The sequence below is a fragment of the Streptomyces sp. NBC_00576 genome (assembly GCF_036345175.1).
Lineage (GTDB): Bacteria > Actinomycetota > Actinomycetes > Streptomycetales > Streptomycetaceae > Streptomyces.
This window is the reverse complement of sequence record NZ_CP107780.1, coordinates 4,876,977-4,901,747: the sequence shown is the minus strand read 5'-3', so window position 1 is coordinate 4,901,747 and position 24,771 is coordinate 4,876,977. Positions and strand designations below refer to the sequence as shown.

The window sequence follows — 24,771 nt, the reverse complement described above, 5'->3', positions numbered from 1 at the left end:
ACGTCTGGCTTCGTGGGTATCGAGAGCGACCAGGTCGTCTACGAGTATCTGAGCAAGGTCGGCGACCTGGCCCAGCAGCGACAGTTGCCGTCCGGCGCCCGGATGCGTCTGGTCTCCGGGCTGCGCGACGAGATCGACCGTCGTCGCGCCAAGGCGCCGGTCGACAGCCCGGCCTCCGTACGCCGCATCCTCGACCGCATCGGCACCCCGGACGAGGTCGTGGCCGGCGCCGGCGCGGGTCCCGGTGCGCCCGAGGCGCCGCGTGCCTCCGTGCCCGTACAGCGCGACCGCGAGGAGCCGCAGCGCAAGGGCAAGAGCAAGGGGCTCGGGCGTCTTGTACCGCGTCCGCGTCCGGCGGAGGCGTCCAAGGCGGCGGAGCCGTTCGCTCCGTTTCCTTCGGGGGGTGATCCCGCTCCGCCCCATCTCGGGGGTACGGACGGGCTCCCGGACACCGACTGGTGGCTGGCGCGTCGCACGGGCCCGCTCGGGGATCTCACGGACGTGGACAGCCTTCCGCCCGGGTTCGTCGGCGGGGTGGAGATCCCAGACCTGCTCAAGCCGCCACCCAGGTTGGAGAAGGCAGGGGAGAAGGCGAGGGAGCGGGCGAAGCCTGCTGACGAGGCTTCCGAACCCGCCGTCGCCGAAGGGCACGAAGGATACGAAGGAGGCGACGAGGGGGAAACCGATACCGCACCGCGCCGGCGTCCCCGGCTGCGCATCCCCCTCCCCTCCGGCCGCTGGAGCAACCCGCTGCTCCTTCTCGCCGCCGGCCTCCTCGTCGCGGGAGCCGTCCTCGGCAACCTCTACGCCCTCCTCATCGGCTGGGCCATCGCCTACGCCTCGCGCCGGCTGTCCCAGGCCGAGACGAAGTGGGCGGTCGTCTATCTGCCCGGAGCGGCGGTCGCGGCCGGCGTCGGATGGCTGTGGGGCCGTACGCAGGGACGCTGGGGCGAGCCCATCGCCGAGGGGCACATGAACGAGGCCCTCACCCAGACCTGGCCGTGGGTCCTACGGGGCGCCGCGATCGTTTCCGCCCTGTTCCTGGTCTGGCGCTCCCAGCGCTCGCGCTGAACACCGTCACCGACCGCTCTCCGACCGCTCTCCGACCGCTCCCGCACAATGGTGCATATGACATCCATGGCCTCGCCGGCGTCCTCCCGCGCGCTCACCGTCGGGTTCGACCTCGACATGACCCTCATCGACTCCCGCCCCGGCATCCACGCCTGCTATCTGGCGCTCGCCGAGCGGACGGGCACGTTCATCGACGCCGACCTGGCCGTCACCAGGCTCGGACCGCCACTCGCGGACGAGCTCGTGCACTGGTTTCCGGCCGATCGCATCGAGGCCATGAGCGATCTCTACCGTGCGATGTATCCGGCCATCGCCATCACCGCGACCCCCGCGATGACCGGCGCCCGCGAGGCGATCGCGGCCGTACGGGAGTCCGGCGGGCGGGCGATCGTCGTCACCGCCAAGTACGAGCCGAACGCCAAACTCCACCTGGCGCACCTCGGTATCGAGCCCGACGAGGTCATCGGAAACCTGTGGGCCGAGCAGAAGGCGGTGGCGCTGCGCGAGCAGGGCGCGAGCGTGTACGTCGGCGACCACGTCGGAGACGTACGCGGCGCGCGAGCCGCCGGTGCCCTGTCGGTCGCCGTGCCCACCGGGCCCTGCGACGCAGCTGAGCTGCGCGCGGCCGGTGCGGACGTCGTCCTCGACGACCTCACCCGCTTCCCGGCCTGGCTGGCCTCCTATGACGGAGACCCGGGCGACCCGGGCTACTCGGACGCGACGGCCGCGCGCGCCTGACGGCGGCCCTCGGCCACCGACCGGAGCACCCCGGCGCCCGCGACGAGGAAGCCGACGCCCATCAGCATGCTCAAGCCGAACATGAACGTCGGGAATGGCGTCGTGCCGAGGAGAAATGGGGCCACGGTGACCAAAGTGGCCACCGCACCGACGAAGAACACGATGGCACCGGCACGGATCAGCCGATCTCCGGCCGCGGCGGAATTCGTTTGGGTTTTGTCACGCACTCGACCAGGGTAGTTCCCTGCCCGAAGGAACAACCCGGTGGCGTCTTGTCACCCGCCTGTCGACCATTAGCCTTGGTACCGGCGGGTCCAGCGACCCGCCCAAGTGCTATCAAGACCCGTTTTCCCGCCAGCAGTTCGTAGCAGTTTCAAGCAGCCCGAAGCAGTTTTCCGACGAGTATGAGGACGAGGAACAGACGTGCCCACCGGCAAGGTCAAGTGGTTCAACAGTGAGAAGGGCTTCGGCTTTCTCTCCCGCGACGACGGCGGTGACGTCTTCGTCCATTCCTCGGTCCTGCCCGCCGGAGTCGATTCCCTCAAGCCGGGCCAGCGCGTGGAGTTCGGAGTTGTCGCCGGCCAACGCGGTGACCAGGCGCTTTCCGTCGTGATCCTGGACCCGACCCCGTCGGTCGCGGCCGCACAGCGCAAGAAGCCCGACGAACTGGCCTCCATCGTCCAGGACTTGACGACCGTCCTGGAGAACATCACGCCGATGCTGGAAAGGGGCCGTTACCCCGAGAAGACCTCGGGCGCGAAGATCGCGGGCCTGCTGCGGGCGGTCGCCGACCAACTGGACGTGTAAGACGGGCAAGACGTGCAAGACGTCTCCGGAGATTGCGAAGACTTCGGAGACCTCTAGGGGAAATCGAGTGCGTTCGGGCCGAGGGGCGGCACCAGCCCCTCGGCCGCCGCGCGTGTCAGCAGCCCCCGGACCGCCGCATAGCCGTCCTCGCCGAGGTCGGCGGTGAACTCGTTGACGTACAGGCCGATGTGCTGGTCGGCGACCTTCGGGTCCATCTCCTGTGCGTGCTCCAGGACATAGGCCCTGGAGGCCTCAGGGTCGTCCCAGGCGGCGCGTACGGAGGTCCGGGCGGCCTGGGCCAGCAGTTCCAGCGTTCCGGCTCCCAGCGACCGTTTGGCGATGATCGCGCCGAGCGGGATCGGCAGCCCGGTCGTCGCCTCCCAGTGCTCGCCCATGTCCGCGAGCTTGTGCAGCCCGTAGTTCCGGTACGTGAAGCGCGCCTCGTGGATGACCAGCCCCGCGTCGACCTTCCCGTCCCGCACGGCCGGCATGATCTCGTGGAACGGCATCACGACGACCTCCCCGACCCCGCCCGGGACCGTGTCCGCCGCCCAGAGACGGAACAGCAGATACGCCGTCGACCGCTCGCTCGGCACCGCGACCGTACGTCCCGTCAGGTCGGCCCCCGCCTCACGGGTGAGCACCAGCGGGCCGCAGCCCCGGCCCAGCGCACCCCCGCAGGGCAGCAGCGCGTACTCGTCGAGGACGTACGGCAGCACGGCGTACGACACCTTCAGTACGTCGAACTCGCCGCGCTCGGCCATACCGTTGGTGATGTCGATGTCCGCGAAGGTCACGTCGAGCGCGGGCGCGCCCGGCACCCGGCCATGGGCCCAGGCGTCGAAGACGAAGGTGTCGTTCGGGCAGGGCGAGTACGCGATCTGCAGCGGCTGTCCGGTCTGCTCAGTCTGCGGGCTCGTGTGGATGCTGCTCATGTGGGTTCCAACTCTCCAGTACCGGCGTGAGCTTCCCGAAGGCCTCCGTCAGGGCCGTGAGCGCGTCGCCGATGCGCCAGGCGGCGCGGTCGCGGGGGCCGACGGGGTTGGACACGGCCCGGATCTCCAGCACCGGCACACCGTGCGCGGCGGCGGCCTCGGCGACGCCGAAACCCTCCATCGCCTCGGCCAGCGCTCCGGGGTGCCGGGCGCGCAGTTCGGCGGCGCGTTCGGCGCTGCCGGTGACGGTGGAGACGGTCAGGACGGCGCCGGCGCGGGCTCCTGTCACGGCCGTGACATCTCGTACGAGTGCTTCCGGCGGACGGTGGGTGACGGTGCCGAAACCGAGCGCGGTGACGGATACGAACCCGTCCGGGGTCTCGGCGCCCAGGTCCGCGACGGTGATCTCGTCGGCGACGACCAGCGAGCCGACCGGTGCCTCGGGCTGGAAACCACCGGCGATGCCCGTCGAGACGACGAGGCCGTACGGGGTGCCGCGGAGGGCGGCGGTGGTGAGCACCGAGGCGACGGACGCTGCGGAGGCGGCGGTGCCGACGCCGACGGCGATGACGTCGACCGGTCCGTCATCGGCTGGGAACGCCTGTGCCACCGCGTCCCGTTCGACGGGGACCGCGGTGGCGACCAGGACTCGTACCCCTGACGTCGTCAGGAGTCCTTCTTCAGCCGGAACGACCAGAGGCCGTTGACCCCCTTCTCGCCCTCCTTGATGGAGACGAGCGTCGAGTTTCCCTGGGCGCCGTACTGGGCGTTGAAGAAGACGCTGCCCGGGATGTTGCGGTAGGTCTTGGTGCTGGAGTCGGTCAGCGGCTGACCGTTCAGCAGGATCGTCCAGCCCTTGTCGGCGATGTCCGGGTCGACACCGAAGCGCACAGTCTCTTCCGGGTCGACCTTGATGCTCTTGATGTCCGTGTCCTTGAGGCACTCGGCCACGTCGGCGGTCTTCAGCTCCTTGCCGTCGTCGTAGCAGGAGGCCTCCGAGCTCACCGAGGAACGGCCGACGGTGATCGTGGAGATCGGCGTCGGCTTGTCGCAGGCGGACAGGACGAGCAGTCCGGCACCAACGGCGCCGACGGCGGCAACAGCGCGGCGACGGCGCGCAGTGGAAGCGGAACGCAACGAGGTCATGGCCGAAGGCTATCGGGCACCCGCGGCACGGTCGTCACGTGGGTACGGCGAGCCGGGCGCAGGTAGGACCCGCTGAGTGGTGTCAGGCGACGCGGGGGTGGGCTCGGCCCCCGTGACGGGCCGAGCCGACCAGGCCCTTGACCGTGGTCAGCCAGCCGACGGCGACGATCGCGGCGGCCACCCCGAGGCCCAGTCCGCCGACCAGCGGCAGCGCGATACCGACCGCGCCGCCGAGCACCCAGGCCATCTGGAGCAGCGTCTCCGAGCGGGCGAACGCGGAGGACCGGACGAGTTCGGGGACGTCCCGCTGGATCAGCGCGTCCAGGGACAGCTTGGCGAGCGCCTGGCAGAACCCGGCGACCGCGGCCAGACAGGCGACCAGGGCGGCGCTGAAGAAGAGCGCGGCGACGATCGACGCGCCGAGGACCACGGCGACGACCGTCACGATGATCAGCTCCGGCGCGCGTTGCCTCACGGCCGCCCCGACCGCCGTACCGAGCGCGTTGCCGACGCCCGCCGCGACGGCGACCATGCCCAGCGACCACGCGGCGCTCTCACCGGTCAGCGGATGCTCACGGAGCAGGAAGGCGAGGAAGAAGGTCAGGAAGCCGGAGAGGCAGCGCAGGGAGGCGTTGGCGGCGAGGGCGTGGGTGACGGCCGTACCGACCGTGCGCAGGCCGGGTCGCTTGACTGGGTGGAGATGGGGCCCGTGCAGATGCTCCGGGTCCGCCGCGAGCAGAGCGGTGTCCTCGCCCTTGGCGGAGTCCACCTTGGGTGGGAGCGAGAAGGACAGGAACGTACCCGCGATGAAGATCACGAAGGCGCCGTAGAGCGGCCAGCGTGGACCGAGGGCCTGGAACACCGCGCCGATGGGGGCCGCGATGCCGGTGGCGAGCAGGCCGCTGAGCGTGACCCGCGAATTGGCCTTCACCAGGGAGAAGCCGGGTGGCAGGAGGCGGGGTACGACGGCGCTGCGGACCACGCCGTACGCCTTGGAGGCGACCAGAACACCCAGCGCGGCCGGGTACAGCTCGATGCTCCCGGTGGCGACCGCGCCGGCGAGCAGCAGGGCGAGGAGGGCGCGGGCGAGCATCGCGCCGGCCATCGCGGCGCGGCGGCCGTGCGGGAGACGGTCGAGGAGGGGGCCGATCACGGGAGCGAGGAGGGCGAAGGGCGCCATGGTGATGCCGAGATAGATGGCCACGCGCCCGCGTGCCTCGTCGGTGGGGACGGAGAAGAAGACGGTGGAGGCGAGGGCGATGGTGATCATGACGTCGCCGGCGCCGTTCACCGCGTGCAGTTCGATGAGTTTGCCGAGCCCCGACTCCCCGGCGCCATGCGCGTGGGTGGCCTTGCGGATGCCCCGGGCGGTGCCGGTCACCGGAAAGTGCAGGGCACGGCCGACCGCACGCACGGACCCGTTCACCCGGTCCCGTACGCCACGCCGGCCGCTTTTGGTGCCGGTGCCGCTCCGGTTGCTCTCCTCGGCCCCGCCGATTCCGGTGGCGCCGTGGGGCGACCTCTCGGTTGCCACCCCGCCATAGTGCCCCGAGAACGGCGTACCTAGTGCGGTTACCGCGCGTATGGGGCCGAGTGGGGGCCGAGTGGGGTGGGGGAGGAGGGGGCCGGAGGGGGCCGGACTGGTCTCTCGGACGGTTCGGACGGGTCCTCTCGGACGGTTCGGGCCGGTCCTCTCGGACGGTTCGGGCGGGGTGTTTTCCGGCCATCGGGGGTTGGGAAGAGTGAGGTGAGAGACGAGTGCGAGGGGAGCCGGAGTTGCCACGGTTCGATGTCGGTCGTCGAGAACCGTCCCGTCGGTGTGGGCCCCGGGCGCTGGAGAAGGTAGCGTGCGTAGCGCGCAGTGGCGGTTGTTCTCGGCCGCGCGCCTCTCGGTCATCCCGCAGAATGGATGACGTAGGTGCGCCCGAGCGCGATCGGGCGCGAACGTTGACGCGGCCCTTTGGTCCGCTCCGTTCGCAACCGTTCGCACCCCGTCGGGACGGGCGCACTCGTGAGACGGCGTAGGAGAGAAGCGATACCTGTGAGCGCAGCGACAACGCGAAGCCGCACCCCCGACCGCCTGTGCGCCGAGGCCGTCGACCTCGCCCTTTCGGCGGCGGAGGAGGCGGCGGCACCAGGGGTGGTGGGTGAACACGCGGGCCTGGTCTCAGAAGGAGACCGGGTCGTCACGCACTTCTTCGAGTGCAAGGAGTTCGGCTACCGGGGCTGGCGCTGGGCGGTGACGGTCGCCCGGGCGTCCCGGGCCAAGCTGGTCACCCTGGACGAGGTGGTCCTCCTCCCGGGCCCCGACTCCCTCCAGGCACCGGAATGGGTGCCGTGGAGCGAACGCCTTCGCCCCGGGGACATGGGCCCCGGGGACCTGCTCCCGACGGACGCGGAGGACCTGCGTCTGGAGCCGGGCTACTCGGGCGAGGACGAGCCCCTGCCGAACTCCGTGCTGGCATCGAGGTCGGCGCCGGCCTCTGTTCCGGCTTCGGTGGAACTGGCCGCGGATCTGGCGGACGCCGAGGACGCGGACATCACGGCGGGCTCACCGGCCGACTACACGGTCGTACCGGCCCGCGGTTCGATCGCGTCGGTGGCGGAGGAACTGGGCATGCGCCGGGCGCGTGTCCTGTCCCGGTACGGCCTCCATACCGCCGCTGACCGCTGGGAGGACGCCTACGGCCCCCAGACGCCCATGGCCCAGGCCGCGCCGGCGACGTGCGTGAGCTGCGGGTTCCTCGTGGCGATGGGAGGGTCGCTCGGGCAGGCGTTCGGCGTGTGCACGAACGAGTTCGCCCCGGCGGACGGGCGTGTGGTGTCCCTCGCGTACGGCTGCGGAGGGCACTCCGAGGCAGCGGTGATGCCGAAGCCGCCGGTTCCGCCGCCGCCGGTGATCGACGAGACGATGGTGGACCCGTTCCCGCTGCGGCCCTCGGCGGATTCCGGGTCGGTCTCTGTGGGCGGCGCGGACGCGGACGCGGCGGAGCTGGGGCACTCGTAGGGAGTGCGGTGGGGGGCTGGGGCGCGGGACCGCGCCCCAGCCCCCCACCGGTCCGCAGCGAACGAACCGCCTGTCCAGCGGAGCTAGTTCTTGCCGTTGTCCACGATGACCGGCGTGCCGTTCGCGTTCGTGCCGCACGGCACCGCGTACACCGGGTTGGCCTTGGCGGCTTCCTTGTAGGCCTCCAGGCACTGGTTGTACAGCACCTTGTCGCTCAGTGACTTCGAGAGGATCTCGTTGGCGCGGGCGATGCCCTCCGCCTCGATCCGCTTGCGCTCGGACTCCGCCTTGGCCGTACGCGCCGCCTCGACGGCCCGCTCGGTGGACTGCTCCTGCTGGATCTTCTTGTCGATCTGGTCCTGCAGCTTGTCCGACGGCTTCACATTGCGCAGATTGACGTTGGTGACGTCGATCCCGCGCGGCGCCAGACGCTCCTTGATGAGGGCGGCGATCTGCGAGCCGATCTGCTCGCGGGCGGAGGCGTAGCCCTCCTCGCTGGTGTGCTTCGCGAAGACGTTACGGATGATCTCGCGGCTGTCCGGCAGAACCAGCCGCTCCTCGACGGCCTCCTCACTGCCCGCCAGCCGGTACAGCTCGACCGCCTTGGCCGGGATGACGGCCCACTTGATCGTCACGTCCGCGTACAGCACCCCGCCCTGCGCCGACCGGACCTCGACCACGTCCTTGTCGTAGAGGTCGAGGTCCACGGGACGGGTCGAGAAGGACGTGACCGAGGTGAACGGCGACTTGAACTGGACGCCGGAGGTCATCGGTTTCCCGATCTTGCCGAAGGTCACCGGCACCCCGACCTCGTAGGCGCTCACAACATGCACGCACGCGAAGACACCGGTCAGCACGGCTGCGACGGCGCTGAGTACCGCCCCGATCTTCCAGCCGCCGACGTCCCGGCCCCGGCCGACGAAAAAGAGCACGACCGCCGCTATGAGCAGCAGTATGGACAGCACGAACACGAAAATCCCCCCTGAGGAACAGGTACCTGATACGTGGTACCCGGTATGTGGATCGGCGCCGCCTCGGGCGTGATCCGCAGGGAATGGTAAGGGGCGCCGGTTTCAGGGCTTCCGTCCCCTGGGGCATATGCGGCTCCTGGGGCCGACGGGGCAGGTGGGCGGGCGCCCCGTCCGGCGCGCGGTACCTTCTTGCTCACGCCGATGAGGAGAGTGAACGTACGTGAGCAAGTTCGTGCGACCGGCAGCTGAGGGCGCGGATCCTTTCGGTACGGCCCGTCTGCGCCGGGGTGTTCTGGACGCGTGGGCCACCAGCCCCGCCCGGTTCCGTGAGGATGCCAACGCCGAGGAGGATCTCGTCCTCGGTGGCTACCGGGACCGGCTCGTCGTAGAGCTCGCTCAGAACGCGGCGGATGCCGCGGCGCGGGCCGGGGTGCCCGGGCGGTTCCGGCTCACTCTCCGCGAGGGTGTCCTCGTCGCCGCCAACACCGGCGCCCACTTGGACGCCACCGGCGTGGAGTCCCTGTCCACGCTGCGCGCCTCCGCGAAGCGGGACGCCCAGGGCGGCCAGGACGGCAAGGAGACGGGCGCCGTCGGACGGTTCGGGGTCGGCTTCGCCGCCGTCCTCGCCGTGAGCGACGAGCCCGCCGTCGTCGGGCGGCACGGGGGTGTGCGGTGGGCGCTCGCCGAGGCCCGCGAGCTCGCCGCCGAGACCGCCCGGCACAGCCCCGGACTCGGTGACGAGGTCCGGCGGCGCGACGGTCATGTGCCCCTCCTCCGGCTGCCGTTCGCCGCCGAAGGCACCGCCCCGGCCCCTTACGACACGGCCGTCATCCTCCCGCTGCGCGACACCGCCGCCGCGGATCTCGCGGAACGGCTGCTGAGCGGCGTCGACGACGCGCTTCTTCTGACGCTGCCCGGTCTGGAAGAGGTCGTCATCGAGGTGGGGGACCAGGCCCCTCGTACGCTGCGTCGGTTCACCGAGGAAGCCCTCACCCTCGTAGAGGACTCCCGGGACGGTACGAGCCGTTGGCGCACCGTCTCCGCGCACGGCCCGCTGGACGCCGCCCTGCTGGCCGGGCGGCCGGTCGAGGAGCGGCTGCGTCCGCACTGGTCGGTCACCTGGGCCGTGCCCGTCGACGCCGACGGGACTCCCGTACCGCCCCGGACCAGCCCCGTCGTGCACGCGCCCACGCCGAGCGACGAGCCGCTGGGCGTACCGGCGTTGCTCATCGCCTCCCTCCCGCTGGACACCGCCCGCCGGCATGCCGCGCCCGGCCCGCTCACCGACTTCCTCGTGCAGCGCGCCGCCGACGCGTACACCGAACTCCTCGCCGACTGGCACCCCGTGGGGGAGGGCATCATCGCCCTCGTGCCCGGCCCGCTGGGCAAGGGCGAGCTGGACGGGCAGTTGCGCCAGGCGATCCTCGAACGGCTGCCGCGAACCGCCTTCCTCCCACCCGCACTCGACCCGGGAGACGACGACGAGCTGCCCTCCGCCCTGCGCCCCCGGGACGCTGAGGTCGTCGAGGGCGCCGGGGCCGAGACGGTCCGCGTTCTCGCCGAGGTGCTGCCCACGCTGCTGCCCGCCGGGCTCGAACGCCGCGTGGAACTACGGACGTTGGGTGTCTCCCGCCTCCCCCTGACCGACGCCGTCGACCGGCTCGCCGGCCTGGAGAAGGCGCCCGAGTGGTGGCACCGGCTGTACGACAGCCTGGCCGGCGTCGACCCCGACCGGCTGACCGGACTGCCCGTGCCGCTCGCCGACGGGCGTACGACCATCGGCCCGCGCCAGGTCCTGCTGCCCACCGGCGGCGAGGTACAGGGCACCGCCCCCGAGACGCTCGCCCGCCTCGGCCTGAAGGTCGCCCACCCGGACGCCGCCCATCCCCTCCTGGAGAAGCTCGGCGCCCTCCCGGCCACCCCGCGCGCCGTCCTCACCACCCCGCAGGTACGGGCCGCCGTCGCCGCCTCCCTCGACGAGGACGCCGCCGGCCTCTCATGGGACGACGAAGACACCCCGGACGCCGAGGAGTTGGCCGACACGGTCCTCGCCCTCGTCCGGGACGCGGGCCTCGAACCCGGCGACGAGCCCTGGCTCGGCGCCCTCGCCCTCCCCGACGAGGACGGCGACCTGGCCCCCGCCGGTGAACTCGTCCTTCCCGGCAGCCTGTTCGCCGAGGTGATCAGGGAGGGTGAACTGGCGGCGGTGGATGGTGAATTGGCGGACAGGTGGGGCGAGCAGCCGCTGGCCGCGTGTGGCGTCCTGGCGAATTTCGCCTTGGTCCGCGCCACCGACGTCGTCCTCGACCCGGACGAACTGGAGCCCCGCGACAACGACTTCGCCGAACCCGACGACCCGGGCCTGCTCGACGCCGTGGACGTGTGGAGCGAGGACATCCTCGACCGCTTCCCCGACTCGCCCGTACCTCCCGTCGCCACGGAACTGGTCGCCGTACGCGACCTGGACCTCGTCGACGACGACCGCTGGCCCCAGGCCCTCGCCCTCCTCGCCCAGCCGCCCCTGCGGGACGCGATCGTCCAGCCGGTGCGTGTCCTGCTGCCCGACGGCACGCACGAACTCGTACGCCCGTACACGGCTTGGTGGTTGCGCGGAAACCCGGTACTGGACGGGCGCAGGCCGGCCGGTCTGTTGGCGGCCGGCGGCGACCCGCTGCTGCGCGGCCTGTACGAGGAGGCCGACGCCACCGGGTTCGACGACGAGCAGGTGCTGCGGGCACTGGGCGTACGGACGTCGGTGGCCGCCCTCCTCGACGAGCCGGGCGGCGCGGCCGAACTCCTGGACCGCCTCGCCGACCCCGAGCGGGAGGTGAGCGGCGCCCAACTGCACGCCCTCTACGGGGCGTTGGCCGACCTCGACCCGGAACAGGTCACGCTGCCCGACGATCTGCGGGCCGTGGTCGACGGGCACGTGGAAGTGGTGGACGCGGCGGACGCCGTGGTGGTCGACTCACCCGACCTGCTGCCGTTCACGGCGGGGGTGCCGCTGCTCCCCGTACGCCCGGCACGGGCCGCCGAACTGGCTGAGCTGTTCCAGGTACGGCGGCTGAGCGAGTCGGTGACGGGCGAGGTGACGTCGGAGGGCGCGGAGCACGACGTACCGGAGTCGGTACGGGTACTGCTCGGTCCGGCGACCCCGGCCACGTACGTCGAGCACGAGGAGCTCGTCGTCGACGGCGTGGAACTGGACTGGCGGAGGACCCGGGACGGTGTGGTGCACGCCGCGACCCTGGAGGGCGTCGCGGCGGGCCTCGCCTGGGCGGCCGGACAGTGGCCGCGGCGGTTCGAGGTGGCGGCGCTGATCGAGGACCCGTCGAGGACGACGGAACTGGCGCGGGATCGCTGGTTCGACTGAGGTGAGGGGTGGGGGTGTGCTCGCCAACGCCGCCAGGAACGGTAATGCGAGCACAAAATCCCCGTGTTCTTCGCAACATTCCGCAACTTCCGTACAACCATCCCCACCCGTCACAGATCTGAGCGGTCGAGTCAACAGACTCCAAGATCACTCGGGCCCGGGTGCGACGCGAGCCGCACGGATGGACTCCGTGCGGACCAGCACCGCCGGGCCCCCTTTCTCCACTTGGGGAAACGCATGCGCATACGTGCCACTGTGGCCGCCGTCACCGGCGCCCTGGCCCTCTCCGCCTTCGCCGTGCCTGCCGCGCAGGCCGCCTCGGCGCCCGACGTCACCTTCACCAAGGTGACCGTCAACAACGGCAAGCCGATCGTCGCCCGCGCGACCGGGACCACCTCCGTGCCGGTGACGTACACGTTCAAGCACGCCGCTGGTCTCAGCATCAGCTCGAACAAGCTCCTCACCGGTCCGGTCCTCTACGTCGGCGCCACCCTCGACATCGCGAAGGTCCGCCTCGGCGGCGACGAGCCGGGCACCTGCACCGCCACCTCGTCGACCGTCGCCAGCTGCAAGGGGTTCATCGACCTGCACACCAGCGGCGAAGACGGCAGGCTCTTCAACACCGACGCGCGTAAGTGGAGCGTGGGCGCCGTCGCCATCACGGACAGGGGCGACCTCAAGACCCAGGGCGGCCTCGGCATCACCCAGATCCTGTTCCACTCGAAGCTGTCCACCACCGACGCCACCCCGGAGCCGGTCAGCAAGGGCGCGACCATCACGGTCAAGGGCACCCTGACCCGCGCCAACTGGAAGACCCGCAAATACGAGGGCTACACCAACGCCCCGGTGGCCCTCCAGTTCCAGAAGAAGGGCACCAGCGCCTTCGTCACCGTCAAGACGGTCAAGGCGGGCGCCGCCGGCGCCCTGAAGACCACGGTCAAGGCGTCCGTCGACGGCACCTACCGCTACGCCTTCGCGGGCTCGACGACGACCGCGCCTGCCGCGGCGGGCGGTGACTACGTCGACGTGAAGTAGGCGGCTTCCCGGTGACAGGTGATACGACGTTGGCCCCGGCGGAAGAGATTCCGGCGGGGCCAACGTCTGTTTGGCGGGTCGTGCTCCAGGCTTCGGTTCGACTGTGATATAGGTCTCAAGGTGACGGAGGGTGTGGAAGGCCCTTGGTTCGGTAAGAGGTCGAGGAGCAGGTTTTTCGCGAGCTCCACACAGCATCCGCCCGGTTTCCTCATGGGTGCCACGGTTACCAGGTGTAACTGCCGTGTGTGACAACGTCCTTGCCCTGTGGATCAGCGACGTGTCTATGGTGGCGTCCGCTCCTGGACGGACCTGACCAGTCCGCCTGTCCGGGAGCGTCCGGCGTATCCACGGGGGGATCGCCCAACATCATGTGCGGCCCCATGTGCGGGCCTGCCGTGTCCCTCCCAGGAGTGCGCCTTCAGCAGCCACCCCTTAGAGAGAGGGATACGCGTGTCGCGTAGACCTGTACGGAAGCAGGCCAGACGCCCGAGACGGCTGGCAAGTCTGGCGACTTCGATCGTCCCGCTCGCCTCCCTGGCGCTTCTCGCCACCGTAGCGGTGCAGCCGGCTTCGGCTGTCGGCCAGAATCCGCGTACCAGCCCGGCCGTCGACTCCTACGACGGGTTCGATGCCAAGGCCGCCGAGCAACTGCGCTTCGACCAGTGCCTGATGGCCGACGGTCTGCGCAGGGGCGGGCCGAATCAGTTCGGTCTGGCCAGCACCTCCCTGCCGCTGCCGGCGGATCAGCTGCACCAGAAGGCTGACCGCACCTACGGCACGGGCGCGTTCGCCGTGGCATGGCAGAAGGACAGCGACGACTCCGACGCCTGGGTGAAGAAGACGGAGGACACCCGTCAGTCGTGGAGCACCGCCGTCAGCGGCCTGGACAACTACCCCGGCGCCGCCGCGAAGGAGAACTTCTTCGACAAGACGGGGCTGCTGCCCTGGCTCTACCAGTCGTACTTCAAGTCGGTCGACCTGCAGTCGCCGTTCTACGACCCGTCACCGCAGGCGGACGACAAGACGAAGAAGGCCGCCCTCGCGATCGGTGATCCGCTGTACACCAGCGGTGGGACGAGCCAGGAGCAGGAGGCCTGGAAGCTCTGGAAGAAGAACTCCGGGCCCATCGTTCCGAACGAGATATTCGTTCCGCGGGTGTTCGCCGATGACGCCCGTGTCTTCCTGGCTTCCGGGGGCTTTCCCAGGACCGCGCCGGCGCCGGGCACCCCGGAGTTCCGCATCGCGGTGGAGGACCTGAAGACCCGGTTCGCCTCGTGTGCGTGGCACGGTCCGATCGACCCGGACCGGGTGCTCGGCAAGGAGGTGGCGCAGGCGTCCGCCGAGTGGCAGCAGGAGATCGCCTCGCAGGCCACGCAGCGCAGCCAGATCCTTGCTGCCGGCAACAGCGGCGGCAAGGCGTTGCAGGACGGCGCGTTCGCCTTGGGCAAGCTGCTGGGGCAGTCGTGGATCGCGGACTACTCCACCCGCTGGCTGGACTACTACACCGAGGGCGGCTTCAACTGGATCGGCGACGGCCAGTTGGAGATCCAGGTGCCGGGCGCTGCCGGCAAGTGCATCGAGGTCACGGGCGCCGCCAAGACCAACGGCACCCCGGTGCAGATCAACACCTGTAGCGGCGGGGTCGCCCAGAAGTGGCAGTTGTGGGCCTCCTACGACGGCGGCTACACCCTGCAGAACCCGAACTCGGGCAAGTGCCTGGAGGTGCTCAACGGCGGCAACGCCGACGGCACGAAGATCCAGATCCGTGACTGCGGCAGCGCCAAGGCCCAGCAGTGGAAGTTCGACGTGCGCAGCGCCAGTCCGCTGGTGAACGCCGCGTCCGGCAAGTGTCTGCACCTGCCGACGTTCGACAACAGCAAGGACGCGGTGCTGTCGACGTGCAACGGCTCCACCGCGCAGAAGTTCCGGATCATCGCCAAGACCCACACCGGCAGCGCACCCGCGAAGGCCGATGTGGACAAGGCCAAGGCGGCCATCACCGCTGCGCAGGCCGAGGCGAAGAAGCAGCTCGCCGTGCTCAAGACGCAGTTGGAGACGGCGAAGAAGGCCGTCACCGCGTCGGACACCGCGCTCCAGGCCGCCTACGGCATCGCTGACACCAATGGTGCTCCGCGGGGCCGTGGTCTGCTGGTGGGTCTGCAGAAGAACCAGGTGACCAAGGGTGCGGCTGCCGCGCTGCAGGCGCTGGAGAAGGCCGGTGAGACGGCGGAGGCCGCGACGCGTGCGTCGGCCGGGGACAGCGCGACCATCGCGCAGCGCGCGTTGGCGCAGGCGGCGCAGTCGAAGGCGGAGTTCCGCAAGGAGGCCGCCGAGGCGGCGGAGTTGCAGGCCAAAGCCGCGGCGGACGCGGCCAAGGTGCACCGGGACAACGCCAAAAAGGACAAGGAGACCGCGGAGGCGAAGCTCGCGGTCGCGGTGAAGGCCGAGGGCGACGCGAAGGCGGCGGCCGCCGACGCGCACGCCAAGCGGCTGGCGGCGGAGGCCGAGGAGAAGACGGCCAAGGCGGAGAAGGAGAACGCGGCCGCCAGGCAGGCAGAGGCCGCCGAGCACCGCAGGAACGCCGAGTCTGAGGCGACGAAGGCCAAGGACGCCAAGGACCAGGCCGAGGCCGCAAAGAAGACCGCCGAGAGCAGGCGCGATGACGCGGTCAACGCCAAGGACCACGCCAAGGAGATGCGCGACGACGCGTGGGACGCCGAACAGAAGGCGGACGCGGCCCGAGCGAAGGCCGACGCCAAGCAGGCCTACGTCGACTCCCTCGACGCCGGTGACGCGGCGGACGCGGCCCGCGCCGCGGCGAACGACGCGGACAAGGCGGCCGACAACGCCGAGGCCGCGGCGGGCCGGGCCCGTTCTGAGGCGGACGCCGCCACACGGGCCGCGGCAGCCGCGGACGCCGCCGCGACGCGTGCCGAGGCGGCCGCGAAGCGCGCCCGTTCCGACGCGGATGCCGCGCAGGCGGCCAAGCTGAGGGCGGATGCGGCCGTTCGGACGGCTACCAGCGCCGCGGCGGACGCGATCACGGCTTCGCAGCATGCCGCGTCCGAGGCGAAGACGGCGGTGCAACTGGCCGACGAGGCCGAGCGGCACGCCAAGGACGCCAGGACCCAGGCCGACGGTGCCAACAAGGAGGCCGGCAACGCGGTGGCCGCCGCGGCGAAGGCCGCCGGGTTCGCGCACGTCACCGCGCAGGCCGCCGCGGACGCGGGTAAGGCGGCCCAGCAGGTCGCCGCCCCCGCCAATGACGCGATCGAGCTGGGCTCCGCGTATGTCGACGCAGACTCCGCGGCCGGTCTGGTGGTGCTGACAGGGCAGTCGTCGAAGACGATCGCGGAGCAGCAACAGGCCGTCGCCGACGCGCATGCCAAGAACGCCGTCGCCGAGGCCGACGCCGCGAAGAACCTCGCCGACCAGGCCAAGGGCGACGCCAAGGAGGCGTACACCCACGCGGCGAACGCCGCCAAGTACGCCGCCGACGCCCGCACCTACTCCAAGGAGGCCCTGGGCTACGCGGCCGACGCAGCCAAGGCCGCGGCGGCGGCGCAGGCGTCACTGGCCCGCACGATCGAGTACGACCGGCAGGCCGCCGCAGACGCCGCAGCCGCCGACAAGGCGGCCGGCAACGCCGAGGGCTACGCCAAGGACGCCCGCGACTCCGCCGACGCGGCCGCACTCGACGCCGAAGCCGCCCGCTCCGCCGCCGCCCAGGCCGAACAGGACGCCAAGGACGCCCGCGCCGCAGCCGACCGCGCCGCCGTCGCCGCGACCGAGGCAGAACAGGCCGCCAAGGACGCCGACGCGTACGCCAAGGAGGCCGAGGAGACATCCAAGCGAACAGAGACCAAGAACCGCAACGACCAACTCGAGGCCGGTACTGGCGGAGTCGACGGCGTCTTCTACAAGACGCGGGCCGAACCCGTCGGCGACCCGGAGATCCTGAACAAGGAGAACTGCAACGCCATCGTTCACGTCGGTGACTGCGTCATCACCGCGAACATCACCTCGAAGACCATCGTCGACATCTACCTGTGCACGGCCACGAACATCCCGGATGTGCAGTCGGGATGCCCCGCCACCGAAACCCTGTACATCGACACCGTCGAGCTGAAGCCCGAGACCGAAAAGGTCACGTACACGATCTCGGCGCTGGAGTTCAACGACGCAGTCGCCAAGGGATTCGTGAAGGCCCTCACCGAGGACTTCGTCGGCTGCTGGGACAGGATCACGACGGGTGGCGGCGGAACCCTGGGCAACTGCGGGTGGGCGGTCTTCGACGTTGCCCTCCTCGTCTTCGGCAATGTCGCCATCAAGGCCATCAGGAACGCCGTGACGGCTTTTGACGCCGCCATGAGAACCGGCATCGCCATCGACGACGCATGGAGGGCCCTGCGCGCCGCCGGCCTCACCGAGGCCGCCATCGAGGGACTCACCGCGAAGCTCGCGCTGACGAAGTGCTTCCCGGCCGGCACCAAGGTCGCGACGGAAGACGGTCCCAAGTCCATCGAGGACATCGAGGTCGGCGACCGGGTCTGGTCGCAGGACCAGGTCACGGGCAAGAAGACCCTGCAGCCGGTGCTGAACCTGTTCAACCGGACCGTCGACTCCGTGGTCCGGATCATCACCGCCGACGGCCAGGTCGAATCGACCGACTCGCACCGCTTCTGGGTTCGTGAACGGGGCTGGGTCGAGGCCGACGAACTGCGCGCCGGAGACACCCTCGAGCCGCGGGAGGGCAGCGCCACAAAGGTCCTCGGCACCGCGGTCGTCAAGGGACCCGTCGAGGTCTTCAACTTCGAGGTCGCGCGAAACCACACGTACTACGTGTACGCGGGATCGACGCCGGTCCTGGTGCACAACGAGTGCCTCAAGGCGCTCGCCGACAACCTCGTCAGGGACGGCGACCACATCGTCCTGGGGATCAACCCGTACTCCGAAACGCTGGCCAGAGGGACCCTGGGCGGTACCGGCGGACTGAGCGGTGCCTGGGCACGGACGTTCAACCACAAGCTTCTCGGCAGGCCGGCCCCTGGCGGTGACGGGCGTCCGATCTGGATGGTCGGCGTCGAGAAGGCGCTGGACAACAGGTCGGTGAAGTTGAGCATTTCACTGGACGGTGTCGTGGACGCGAAGACCGCGGCAGAGGCCCTGAGTAAGCTCGTCGAACGCGGGAAGCCGCTGGTGGGCGGCGACTGGCAGACGGTGGCCAGGGTGAACAGCAACAATGGCACCGCATGGGAAGTGGCGACGCTGCGTCTCAAGGTGATCCTTGGCCGTCGGGACTTCGAAGCCGTCGACTGGTACTTCACCAAGCCGGGCGACAAGGCGCCGAGCCTCGTCAAGGACATGCCGACTCCGGACTGGGCCCAGTGACCCGAAGACCCCGAGGACAGGAAGAACACAGAGAATGCCGGATTTCGTACGAGAGGGACGTCTGTTCCGGGTGGTCAGCTTCGCGGCGTCGCACCGGCAGTTGCTGCTGCGCAGCGACGCCACCGCCGTCGACGATACGGACACCCGCGTCGAGGTGTACTTCGGGCACGTGGAGCTCATGCTGCTCAAACCCATCTACCAGAAGGGGATCCACGTCCGTCCGGCGTCGGAGGCGGAGTTCGCGGTGTTGAAGGAGCGTCATGCCCTTCCCGCGGGGGATGCGGCCTTCACCTGGATGATCGAGCCAGGCGGGGAGAGCTTCGTCGTCTCCGCCGAACCCTCGTGGCGTGAGGCGGACCGCAAGTTCGAGGACCCGTCCCTGTTCGACTTCGCCCAGCCCTGGCCCCCGGACTTCCCCGTGGAGTACGGCAGCGTCGGCTGACGCGGAGATGACACACTGAGGGCGCCCCCTGCCACAGGGGGCGCCCTCAGTGCCGTGCACGCCCCTTCACTGGTGAAGGACCGGATGGACATCGTCGGCACCCGTCGGAGCCTGGCCGGCGCCGAGGCCGTGCTCGACCACCGTCGGTCCCCTTCTCCTATTGGGAACGCATGCGCATACGTGCCACCGTGGCCACCGTCTCCGGCGCCCTGGCCCTCTCCGCTCTTGCCGTGCCGGTCGCGCGGGCCGACGGATCGGTGTCCCGTGTCGAGGTCGCCAAGCCGTACGCGCTGAACGCCGCCTTCTCCAACGTCAAGGTCAACAACGGTAAGTCGATCGTGGCGGGCACCAGCGGCACGCTGACCGTGCCGATCACCTACACGCTGACCCACGGCACCGACGTCGACCTCGCCGCCGAGGACTTCTTCACGGACGTCGAGCTGTACTACGGCAGCTCGTACGGCACCTCCGAAGCCGGGTTGTACGGCGACGACTGGGCCCACTGCACGGCCGCCTCGCCGACCGTCGCCAACTGCACCCAGTCCATCGTGATCCACCCGGCTCAGGACCTGTTCACCGCGACCGCCGGAAAGTGGAAGGCGTACGCGTACGCGAGAGCCCTGAACGGTCAGGACACGGGCAGCGACGACTACGACGTGACCAAGACCGGGCTCGTCGAGAAGGACGGCATCGCCGGACCCAGCGTCCTGCGCCTCGCCAAGCTGACGGTCAATGCTTCCCCGGAGCCGGTGAAGAAGGGGAAGACCATCACCGTCACCGGCAGGCTGGCCCGGGCCAACTGGGACGGCGCCAACTACACCGGGTACGGGAACCAGCCGGTGAAGCTGCAGTTCCGGAAGAACGGCACCAGCACCTACACCACCGTCAAGACGATCAAGACGGTGGCGAACGGTGACTTGAAGACCACCGTCACGGCGACCGCCGACGGCTTCTTCCGGTACCTCTTCGCGGGGACCACGACCACCGCTGCCGTCACTGCCGCGCCCGACTTCGTCGATGTGAAGTAGCCGCCGTGTAAGGGGCCCGCAAAATTACGTCCCCTCCGCACAACCAACCACTGCCGCCATGAATCTGATCATCGGGGCCAACAGGCTTCACGATCACTTTTCTCCACGTGGGGAACACGCATGCATATACGTGCCACCGTGGCCGCCGTCTCCGGCGCCCTGGCTCTCTCCGCCTTCGTCGTGCCGGCCGCGCAGGCCGACGTCCACGCCTCCGGCGGTGACTCCAACTACCGCGCGGCCGTCGCGAAGGTGCTGGGGGTCGGCAAGACCGCGTTCATCACGTCGCCCGTCGATGACGGCGAGCCGTACCCGTTGAACGTCACCTTCTCCAACTTCAAGGTTGCCAAGTCGATCACCGTCGGCGCCACCGGTCATGTCGTCGTCCCGGTCACCTACAAGCTGACCCACGGCACCGAGGTCAACATCAAGGCCTCCGACTTCATGAGCGGCCCCGTTCTCTACAGGGGATCTGACGCCGAATCGCCCGACTCGCTCGGCGTGCTCGGCGGAGAGAAGGCCGCCACCTGCACCGCCACGTCGACCACGGTCGCCAACTGCAAGGCCAACGTCGACATCTATCCTGCTGAGGGAGACCTGACTGTCCCCGACGCCGGTGCCGTCTGGACGGCCGGCGCATTGGCCATCGCCTTCAACGGCCAGGACCCCGAGGGCGAGGTCATCGACCCCTCCAAGATCGGCATCGCCCAGCAGGGCGACCTCGGCACCACAACCGTCAGGCGCCTCGGCAAGCTGACGGTCAACGCCTCCCCGGAGCCGGTGAAGAAGGGCAAGACCATCACCGTCACCGGCAGACTGACCCGGGCCAACTGGGACGGCGCCAACTACACCGGGTACGGGAACCAGCCGGTGAAGCTGCAGTTCCGGAAGAACGGCACCAGCACCTACACCACCGTCAAGACCATCAAGACGGTGGCGAACGGCGACCTGAAGACCACCGTCACGGCGACCGCCGACGGCTTCTTCCGGTACGTCTTCGCCGCTACGCCGACCACCTCGGACGCGTTCGCCGCGCCCGACTTCATCGACGTGCAGTAGTCAGTAGCCCGTAGCCCGTGAACTAACCCCGCACCCCTACGCCGGGAAGCGGCGGTCCACCCACCTCCACAGGACCTCCAGGGTGGCCGCCGCCACCGCCGCGATGCCCACCGCGATCCACGGCATCGTCACGCCCACCAGCCTCAGCGCGAAGAACTCCTGGAGCGACGGTACGACGAGTACCAGCAGGAAACCCGCGCCCATCGACGCGACCAGGGCGATCCGCCACCAGGTGTACGGGCGGGCGATGATCGCCAGTACCCACATGGAGATCAGGAACAGGGTGAGGGTCGCCGCGCTCGTCTCCGCTTCCAACGCGCCCTCGCCCGTGTAGTAGTGACGGGCGATCAGGTATGTCGCGAAGGTTGCCACGGCCGCCAGGACGCCGCCCGGGATCGAGTAGCGCATCACCCGGCGTACGAAGTGGGGTTTCGCGCGTTCCTTGTTGGGGGCCAGGGCCAGGAAGAAGGCCGGGATGCCGATAGTCAAGGTGGAGAGCATGGTCAAGTGGCGGGGTAGGAAGGGGTATTCGACCTGCCAGCAGACCACCAGGACGGCCAGGAGGACCGAGTAGACCGTTTTGACGAGGAACAGCGTCGCTACTCGGGTGATGTTGCCGATGACCCGGCGGCCCTCCGCGACCACCGAAGGCAGCGTCGCGAAGCTGTTGTTGAGGAGGACGATCTGCGCCACGGCCCGTGTCGCCTCCGAGCCCGATCCCATGGCCACGCCGATGTCGGCGTCCTTCAGGGCCAGTACGTCGTTCACGCCGTCGCCCGTCATCGCCACCGTGTGCCCGCGTGACTGCAACGCGCCCACCATGTCCCGCTTCTGCTGCGGGGTGACCCGGCCGAAGACCGTGCCCTCGTCCAGCGCCTTTGCCATCTCGCCCTGAGAGGACGGGAGTTGGCGGGCGTCCAGGGTCGTGCCGGTCAGGCCCAGTTTGCCCGCCACCGCGCCCACCGACACCGCGTTGTCGCCGGAGATGACCTTCGCGTCGACGTCCTGCTCGGCGAAGTAGCGGAGCGTGTCCGCAGCGTCGGGGCGCAGGCGCTGTTCCAGGACGACCAGGGCGGTGGGGGTCGTGGTGGTGGCCACTTCCGGGTGGTCGAGTTCGCGGGTTGTGCGGGTGAGGAGGAGGACACGTAGGCCGGCCTGGTTCAGGCGGTCCGTCTCGGCGAGGGCCGGGTCCTCGGAGGCGAGCAGCACGTCCGGGGCGCCCAGGAGCCAGGTGCTCGTCTCCCCGTTGCCCTCGCTGAACGTCGCGCCGCTGTACTTGCGGGCCGAGGAGAACGGCAGCGACTCGGTGCAGCGCCAGTCCTCGCTGTCCGGGTAGGCGTCGATGATGGCCTGGAGAGAGGCGTTCGGGCGAGGGTCGGACTCGCCGAGCGCGCCCAGGACGCGTCGTACGTACGTCTCGTCGCTGCCGCCCAGGGAGCGCAGCTCGGTCACGTCCATGCCGCCCTCGGTCAGTGTGCCCGTCTTGTCCAGGCAGACCGTGTCGACGCGGGCCAGGCCCTCGATCGCCGGCAACTCCTGCACGAGGCAGTCCTTCCGGCCGAGCCGGATGACACCGATCGCGAAGGCGACGGACGTGAGCAGGACGAGGCCCTCCGGGACCATCGGGACGATGCCGCCGACCGTACGGGCGATCGAGTCCTTCAGGTCGTTGTCCTTGACGACCAGCTGGGTGATGCACAGGCCGATCGCGGCCGGGACCATCATCCAGGTCACGTACTTGAGGATCGTCGAGATTCCGGTACGGAGTTCCGAGTGCACGAGTGTGAAACGGGACGCTTCTTCGGCGAGCTGGGCCGCGTACGCCTCGCGGCCGACCTTCGTGGCGGTGAAGGCGCCGCCGCCCGCGACGACGAAGCTGCCCGACATGACCTGGTCGCCGGGCTGTTTGACGACGGGGTCGGCCTCGCCGGTGAGCAGCGACTCGTCGATCTCGAGCCCGTCGGCCTCGACGCACTCGCCGTCCACGACGATCTTGTCGCCGGGCCCGATCTCGATGAGGTCCCCGAGCACGATCTCGGAGGTGCTCACCATGGCGGCGACGCCGTCGCGGCGGACGGTGGGTTTGGCTTCGCCGATCACGGCGAGGGAGTCGAGGGTCTTCTTCGCCCGCCACTCCTGGATGATGCCGATTCCGGTGTTGGCGAGGATGACGTACCCGAACAGGCTGTCCTGGAACGGGGCGACGAACATCATGATCAGCCAGAGGACGCCGATGATCGCGTTGAACCGGGTGAAGACGTTGGCGCGGACGATCTCAGAGACGCTGCGGCTGCTGCGTACGGGGACGTCGTTGACCTCGCCGCGGGCGACGCGTTCGGCGACTTCGGCGGCGGTGAGGCCGTGGGCGCGGGGGCCCTCGCCGGGTGCGCCTTTGCCGGGCCCGCTGCCCGAGGTGGCGCTGGGGAGGGGTACGGGGTGCGCAGGATCGAGTTCGGCGTCGGCGTCGATGTGCGTCATGTGTTCGACGTTACGTGCGGATTTACGGCTTCACCCGGTGAGTGCACCAAAGATCCGACCTGGGGAGGAGGGGTGGCGGTGGGAAATGGTGCGGTGGTTGTAGTCGGGGTCGGGGTAGGGGTCGGGGTCGGGGGCTGCGCCCCCAGACCCCCCTACGGCCCTGAAGGGGCCTTGTCCTCAAACGCCGGACGGGCTGAAGGTGCCGACGTCCTTTTGATTGCCGCGTCCCGGCCTCGGACGTACCAGATGCCGATCAGGCCCAGGCCCGCGCCCGCGAGGCACGTCCACACCCACCACTCGTGGTTGTGGTCCTCGTACCAGCCGTAGAAGGGGAGCTGGGCCAGGAAGAGGACGAACCAGAGGATCGTGCCGCCCGTGATGGTGGCGACGACGGGGCCCTCCAGGGGCTCCGGCGCCTCGTGCTTCGGTGTCCACTTCGCCATGTGCACAGCTTACGAGGCCGCCCGTCGGCTGCGCCGTGGGCCCGTGAACCCCGCTCACGTGACCCCGTAGAACCTCTCCGTCTCCTCGACCGCGCTCTGGAACCGCTCGTCGAAGTCGTCACGGATGAGGGTCCCGACCACGTAGTCCTGGACGCTCATTCCCCTTTTCGCCGCATGGTCCCGGAGCCGGTCGAGCAGCTCCCCGTCTATCCGCAAGCTCAGCACGCTGGTCCCCATGAAGACGAGGGTCGCGGGCCGGTGCGGGGCCGCGGGGGGCTTTTTATGGTCGTTTCACTCGTATGGGTGATGTGGAGGTTCGGTGGCCCTTGTCACGGGCATCCTCGCGCGCCGAGAGTGGTCTTTAGTCAGAGTAATGAGTTACGCTAAAGAACATGCCGGACCTAACCCATGGCGACGACGCTGCCGCCGTGAACTCACTTCGCTCCGCCGTGATGCGCCTGTCGCGCCGACTCAAGCACCAGCGGGTCGACGAATCGCTGAGCCCCACCGAGATGTCGGTGCTCGGCACCCTTGCCCGCTGCGGCTCGGCCACGCCGGGTGAGCTCGCCCGCAAGGAGCATGTGCAGCCGCCCTCCATGACCCGTATTGTCGCGTTGCTGGAGGGCAAGGGACTGGTCCGGCTGGAGCCGCATCCCGAGGACCGGCGCCAGAAGGTCGTCACCCAGACCGAGACCGCCGAAGCGATGCTCGAAGAGAGCCGTCGCAGGCGGAACGCCTGGCTGGCCGGTCTGGTCGAGGACCTGGACGAGGACGAGTGGGCGAAACTGCGCGCCGCCGCCCCCGTACTGGAGAAGCTCGCGCATCTGTAAGCAGGACCAGCAGCACCAAG

The 24,771-nt window shown here is 69.8% G+C and carries 20 protein-coding genes; 11 read left to right on the top strand and 9 right to left on the bottom strand.

What is annotated here, in order from left to right; genetic code table 11:
• Positions 1 to 12 precede the first annotated feature (12 nt).
• On the top strand, positions 13 to 1,071 hold the full coding sequence (locus OG734_RS20920; RefSeq protein ID WP_330289055.1) for a hypothetical protein: 1,059 nt from the start codon (positions 13 to 15) through the stop codon (positions 1,069 to 1,071).
• A gap of 66 nt (positions 1,072 to 1,137) precedes the next feature.
• Positions 1,138 to 1,809 (top strand): HAD family hydrolase, encoded by a 672-nt coding sequence (locus tag OG734_RS20915; protein WP_330293731.1) that lies wholly within the window; start codon positions 1,138 to 1,140, stop codon positions 1,807 to 1,809.
• On the opposite strand, the gene OG734_RS20910 is transcribed toward OG734_RS20915, so the two are convergent.
• Positions 1,779 to 2,036 carry a hypothetical protein gene (locus OG734_RS20910; RefSeq protein ID WP_330289054.1) on the bottom strand — a complete coding sequence of 86 codons (258 nt, stop codon included), beginning with the start codon at positions 2,034 to 2,036 and terminating at the stop codon, positions 1,779 to 1,781. The two genes, OG734_RS20915 and OG734_RS20910, sit on opposite strands and share 31 nt — an antisense overlap.
• A 196-nt stretch (positions 2,037 to 2,232) precedes the next feature.
• Between OG734_RS20910 and OG734_RS20905 the strand changes: the two genes are divergently transcribed.
• Complete coding sequence (locus tag OG734_RS20905; protein ID WP_006380984.1) at positions 2,233 to 2,616, top strand: cold-shock protein; 384 nt, start codon at positions 2,233 to 2,235, stop codon at positions 2,614 to 2,616.
• Positions 2,617 to 2,669: 53 nt separating this feature from the next.
• On the opposite strand, the gene OG734_RS20900 is transcribed toward OG734_RS20905, so the two are convergent.
• The 4 genes from OG734_RS20900 to OG734_RS20885 all read right to left on the bottom strand — a co-directional run bounded on the left by OG734_RS20900 (position 2,670) and on the right by OG734_RS20885 (position 6,231).
• The gene (locus tag OG734_RS20900; RefSeq protein ID WP_330289053.1) at positions 2,670 to 3,551 is read right to left on the bottom strand and encodes a 1,4-dihydroxy-6-naphthoate synthase; all 882 of its coding nucleotides are present in this window, start codon (positions 3,549 to 3,551) and stop codon (positions 2,670 to 2,672) included.
• On the bottom strand, positions 3,520 to 4,248 hold the full coding sequence (locus OG734_RS20895) for a futalosine hydrolase (RefSeq protein WP_330293730.1): 729 nt from the start codon (positions 4,246 to 4,248) through the stop codon (positions 3,520 to 3,522). Before OG734_RS20895 ends, OG734_RS20900 begins: the two co-directional genes overlap by 32 nt.
• Positions 4,218 to 4,697, bottom strand: a complete 480-nt coding sequence (locus OG734_RS20890; RefSeq protein WP_330289052.1) for a DUF2771 domain-containing protein — start codon at positions 4,695 to 4,697, stop codon at positions 4,218 to 4,220. Before OG734_RS20890 ends, OG734_RS20895 begins: the two co-directional genes overlap by 31 nt.
• A gap of 82 nt (positions 4,698 to 4,779) precedes the next feature.
• A complete protein-coding gene (locus OG734_RS20885; RefSeq protein WP_330289051.1) occupies positions 4,780 to 6,231 on the bottom strand; it encodes an MFS transporter in 1,452 nt (483 codons plus the stop codon).
• 507 nt (positions 6,232 to 6,738) lie between these two features.
• Between OG734_RS20885 and OG734_RS20880 the strand changes: the two genes are divergently transcribed.
• Entirely contained in the window at positions 6,739 to 7,704 is a 966-nt protein-coding gene (locus tag OG734_RS20880; protein ID WP_330289050.1) for a DUF3027 domain-containing protein, read from the top strand.
• An 83-nt stretch (positions 7,705 to 7,787) separates the two neighbouring features.
• On the opposite strand, the gene OG734_RS20875 is transcribed toward OG734_RS20880, so the two are convergent.
• Positions 7,788 to 8,669, bottom strand: coding sequence for a prohibitin family protein (locus tag OG734_RS20875; RefSeq protein WP_330289049.1), 882 nt, complete (start codon positions 8,667 to 8,669; stop codon positions 7,788 to 7,790).
• A gap of 226 nt (positions 8,670 to 8,895) precedes the next feature.
• Between OG734_RS20875 and OG734_RS20870 the strand changes: the two genes are divergently transcribed.
• The 6 genes from OG734_RS20870 to OG734_RS20845 all read left to right on the top strand — a co-directional run bounded on the left by OG734_RS20870 (position 8,896) and on the right by OG734_RS20845 (position 21,000).
• A complete protein-coding gene (locus OG734_RS20870; RefSeq protein WP_330289048.1) occupies positions 8,896 to 12,048 on the top strand; it encodes a sacsin N-terminal ATP-binding-like domain-containing protein in 3,153 nt (1,050 codons plus the stop codon).
• A gap of 237 nt (positions 12,049 to 12,285) precedes the next feature.
• Positions 12,286 to 13,083, top strand: a complete 798-nt coding sequence (locus OG734_RS20865) for a hypothetical protein (protein ID WP_330289047.1) — start codon at positions 12,286 to 12,288, stop codon at positions 13,081 to 13,083.
• A 450-nt stretch (positions 13,084 to 13,533) separates the two neighbouring features.
• Positions 13,534 to 18,474 (top strand): polymorphic toxin type 27 domain-containing protein, encoded by a 4,941-nt coding sequence (locus OG734_RS20860; protein WP_330289046.1) that lies wholly within the window; start codon positions 13,534 to 13,536, stop codon positions 18,472 to 18,474.
• Between the two features lie 34 nt (positions 18,475 to 18,508).
• Positions 18,509 to 18,916, top strand: coding sequence for a hypothetical protein (locus OG734_RS20855; protein WP_330289045.1), 408 nt, complete (start codon positions 18,509 to 18,511; stop codon positions 18,914 to 18,916).
• A 170-nt stretch (positions 18,917 to 19,086) separates the two neighbouring features.
• Positions 19,087 to 19,944 (top strand): hypothetical protein, encoded by an 858-nt coding sequence (locus tag OG734_RS20850; RefSeq protein ID WP_330289044.1) that lies wholly within the window; start codon positions 19,087 to 19,089, stop codon positions 19,942 to 19,944.
• A gap of 120 nt (positions 19,945 to 20,064) precedes the next feature.
• The gene (locus tag OG734_RS20845; protein ID WP_330289043.1) at positions 20,065 to 21,000 is read left to right on the top strand and encodes a hypothetical protein; all 936 of its coding nucleotides are present in this window, start codon (positions 20,065 to 20,067) and stop codon (positions 20,998 to 21,000) included.
• Positions 21,001 to 21,036: 36 nt separating this feature from the next.
• On the opposite strand, the gene OG734_RS20840 is transcribed toward OG734_RS20845, so the two are convergent.
• The 3 genes from OG734_RS20840 to OG734_RS20830 all read right to left on the bottom strand — a co-directional run bounded on the left by OG734_RS20840 (position 21,037) and on the right by OG734_RS20830 (position 24,158).
• Positions 21,037 to 23,478, bottom strand: coding sequence for an HAD-IC family P-type ATPase (locus OG734_RS20840; protein WP_330289042.1), 2,442 nt, complete (start codon positions 23,476 to 23,478; stop codon positions 21,037 to 21,039).
• Between the two features lie 152 nt (positions 23,479 to 23,630).
• Positions 23,631 to 23,921, bottom strand: coding sequence for a DUF2530 domain-containing protein (locus OG734_RS20835; protein WP_330289041.1), 291 nt, complete (start codon positions 23,919 to 23,921; stop codon positions 23,631 to 23,633).
• A gap of 54 nt (positions 23,922 to 23,975) precedes the next feature.
• On the bottom strand, positions 23,976 to 24,158 hold the full coding sequence (locus OG734_RS20830; RefSeq protein ID WP_330289040.1) for a ribbon-helix-helix protein, CopG family: 183 nt from the start codon (positions 24,156 to 24,158) through the stop codon (positions 23,976 to 23,978).
• A gap of 155 nt (positions 24,159 to 24,313) precedes the next feature.
• On the opposite strand from OG734_RS20830, the gene OG734_RS20825 reads away from it, so the two are divergent.
• Positions 24,314 to 24,751 (top strand): MarR family winged helix-turn-helix transcriptional regulator, encoded by a 438-nt coding sequence (locus OG734_RS20825; RefSeq protein ID WP_319095470.1) that lies wholly within the window; start codon positions 24,314 to 24,316, stop codon positions 24,749 to 24,751.
• Positions 24,752 to 24,771: the final 20 nt, after the last annotated feature.

Excerpts from the sequence above, each read along its gene's own strand:
- OG734_RS20890 (WP_330289052.1), bottom strand. The coding sequence starts at position 4,697 with ATGACCTCGTTGCGTTCCGCTTCCACTGCGCGCCGTCGCCGCGCTGTT.
- OG734_RS20900 (WP_330289053.1), bottom strand. The coding sequence starts at position 3,551 with ATGAGCAGCATCCACACGAGCCCGCAGACTGAGCAGACCGGACAGCCG.
- OG734_RS20835 (WP_330289041.1), bottom strand. The coding sequence starts at position 23,921 with ATGGCGAAGTGGACACCGAAGCACGAGGCGCCGGAGCCCCTGGAGGGC.
- OG734_RS20825 (WP_319095470.1), top strand. The coding sequence starts at position 24,314 with ATGCCGGACCTAACCCATGGCGACGACGCTGCCGCCGTGAACTCACTT.
- OG734_RS20915 (WP_330293731.1), top strand. The coding sequence starts at position 1,138 with ATGGCCTCGCCGGCGTCCTCCCGCGCGCTCACCGTCGGGTTCGACCTC.
- OG734_RS20845 (WP_330289043.1), top strand. The coding sequence starts at position 20,065 with ATGCATATACGTGCCACCGTGGCCGCCGTCTCCGGCGCCCTGGCTCTC.
- OG734_RS20865 (WP_330289047.1), top strand. The coding sequence starts at position 12,286 with ATGCGCATACGTGCCACTGTGGCCGCCGTCACCGGCGCCCTGGCCCTC.
- OG734_RS20840 (WP_330289042.1), bottom strand. The coding sequence starts at position 23,478 with ATGACGCACATCGACGCCGACGCCGAACTCGATCCTGCGCACCCCGTA.
- OG734_RS20850 (WP_330289044.1), top strand. The coding sequence starts at position 19,087 with ATGCGCATACGTGCCACCGTGGCCACCGTCTCCGGCGCCCTGGCCCTC.
- OG734_RS20830 (WP_330289040.1), bottom strand. The coding sequence starts at position 24,158 with ATGGGGACCAGCGTGCTGAGCTTGCGGATAGACGGGGAGCTGCTCGAC.
- OG734_RS20855 (WP_330289045.1), top strand. The coding sequence starts at position 18,509 with ATGCCGGATTTCGTACGAGAGGGACGTCTGTTCCGGGTGGTCAGCTTC.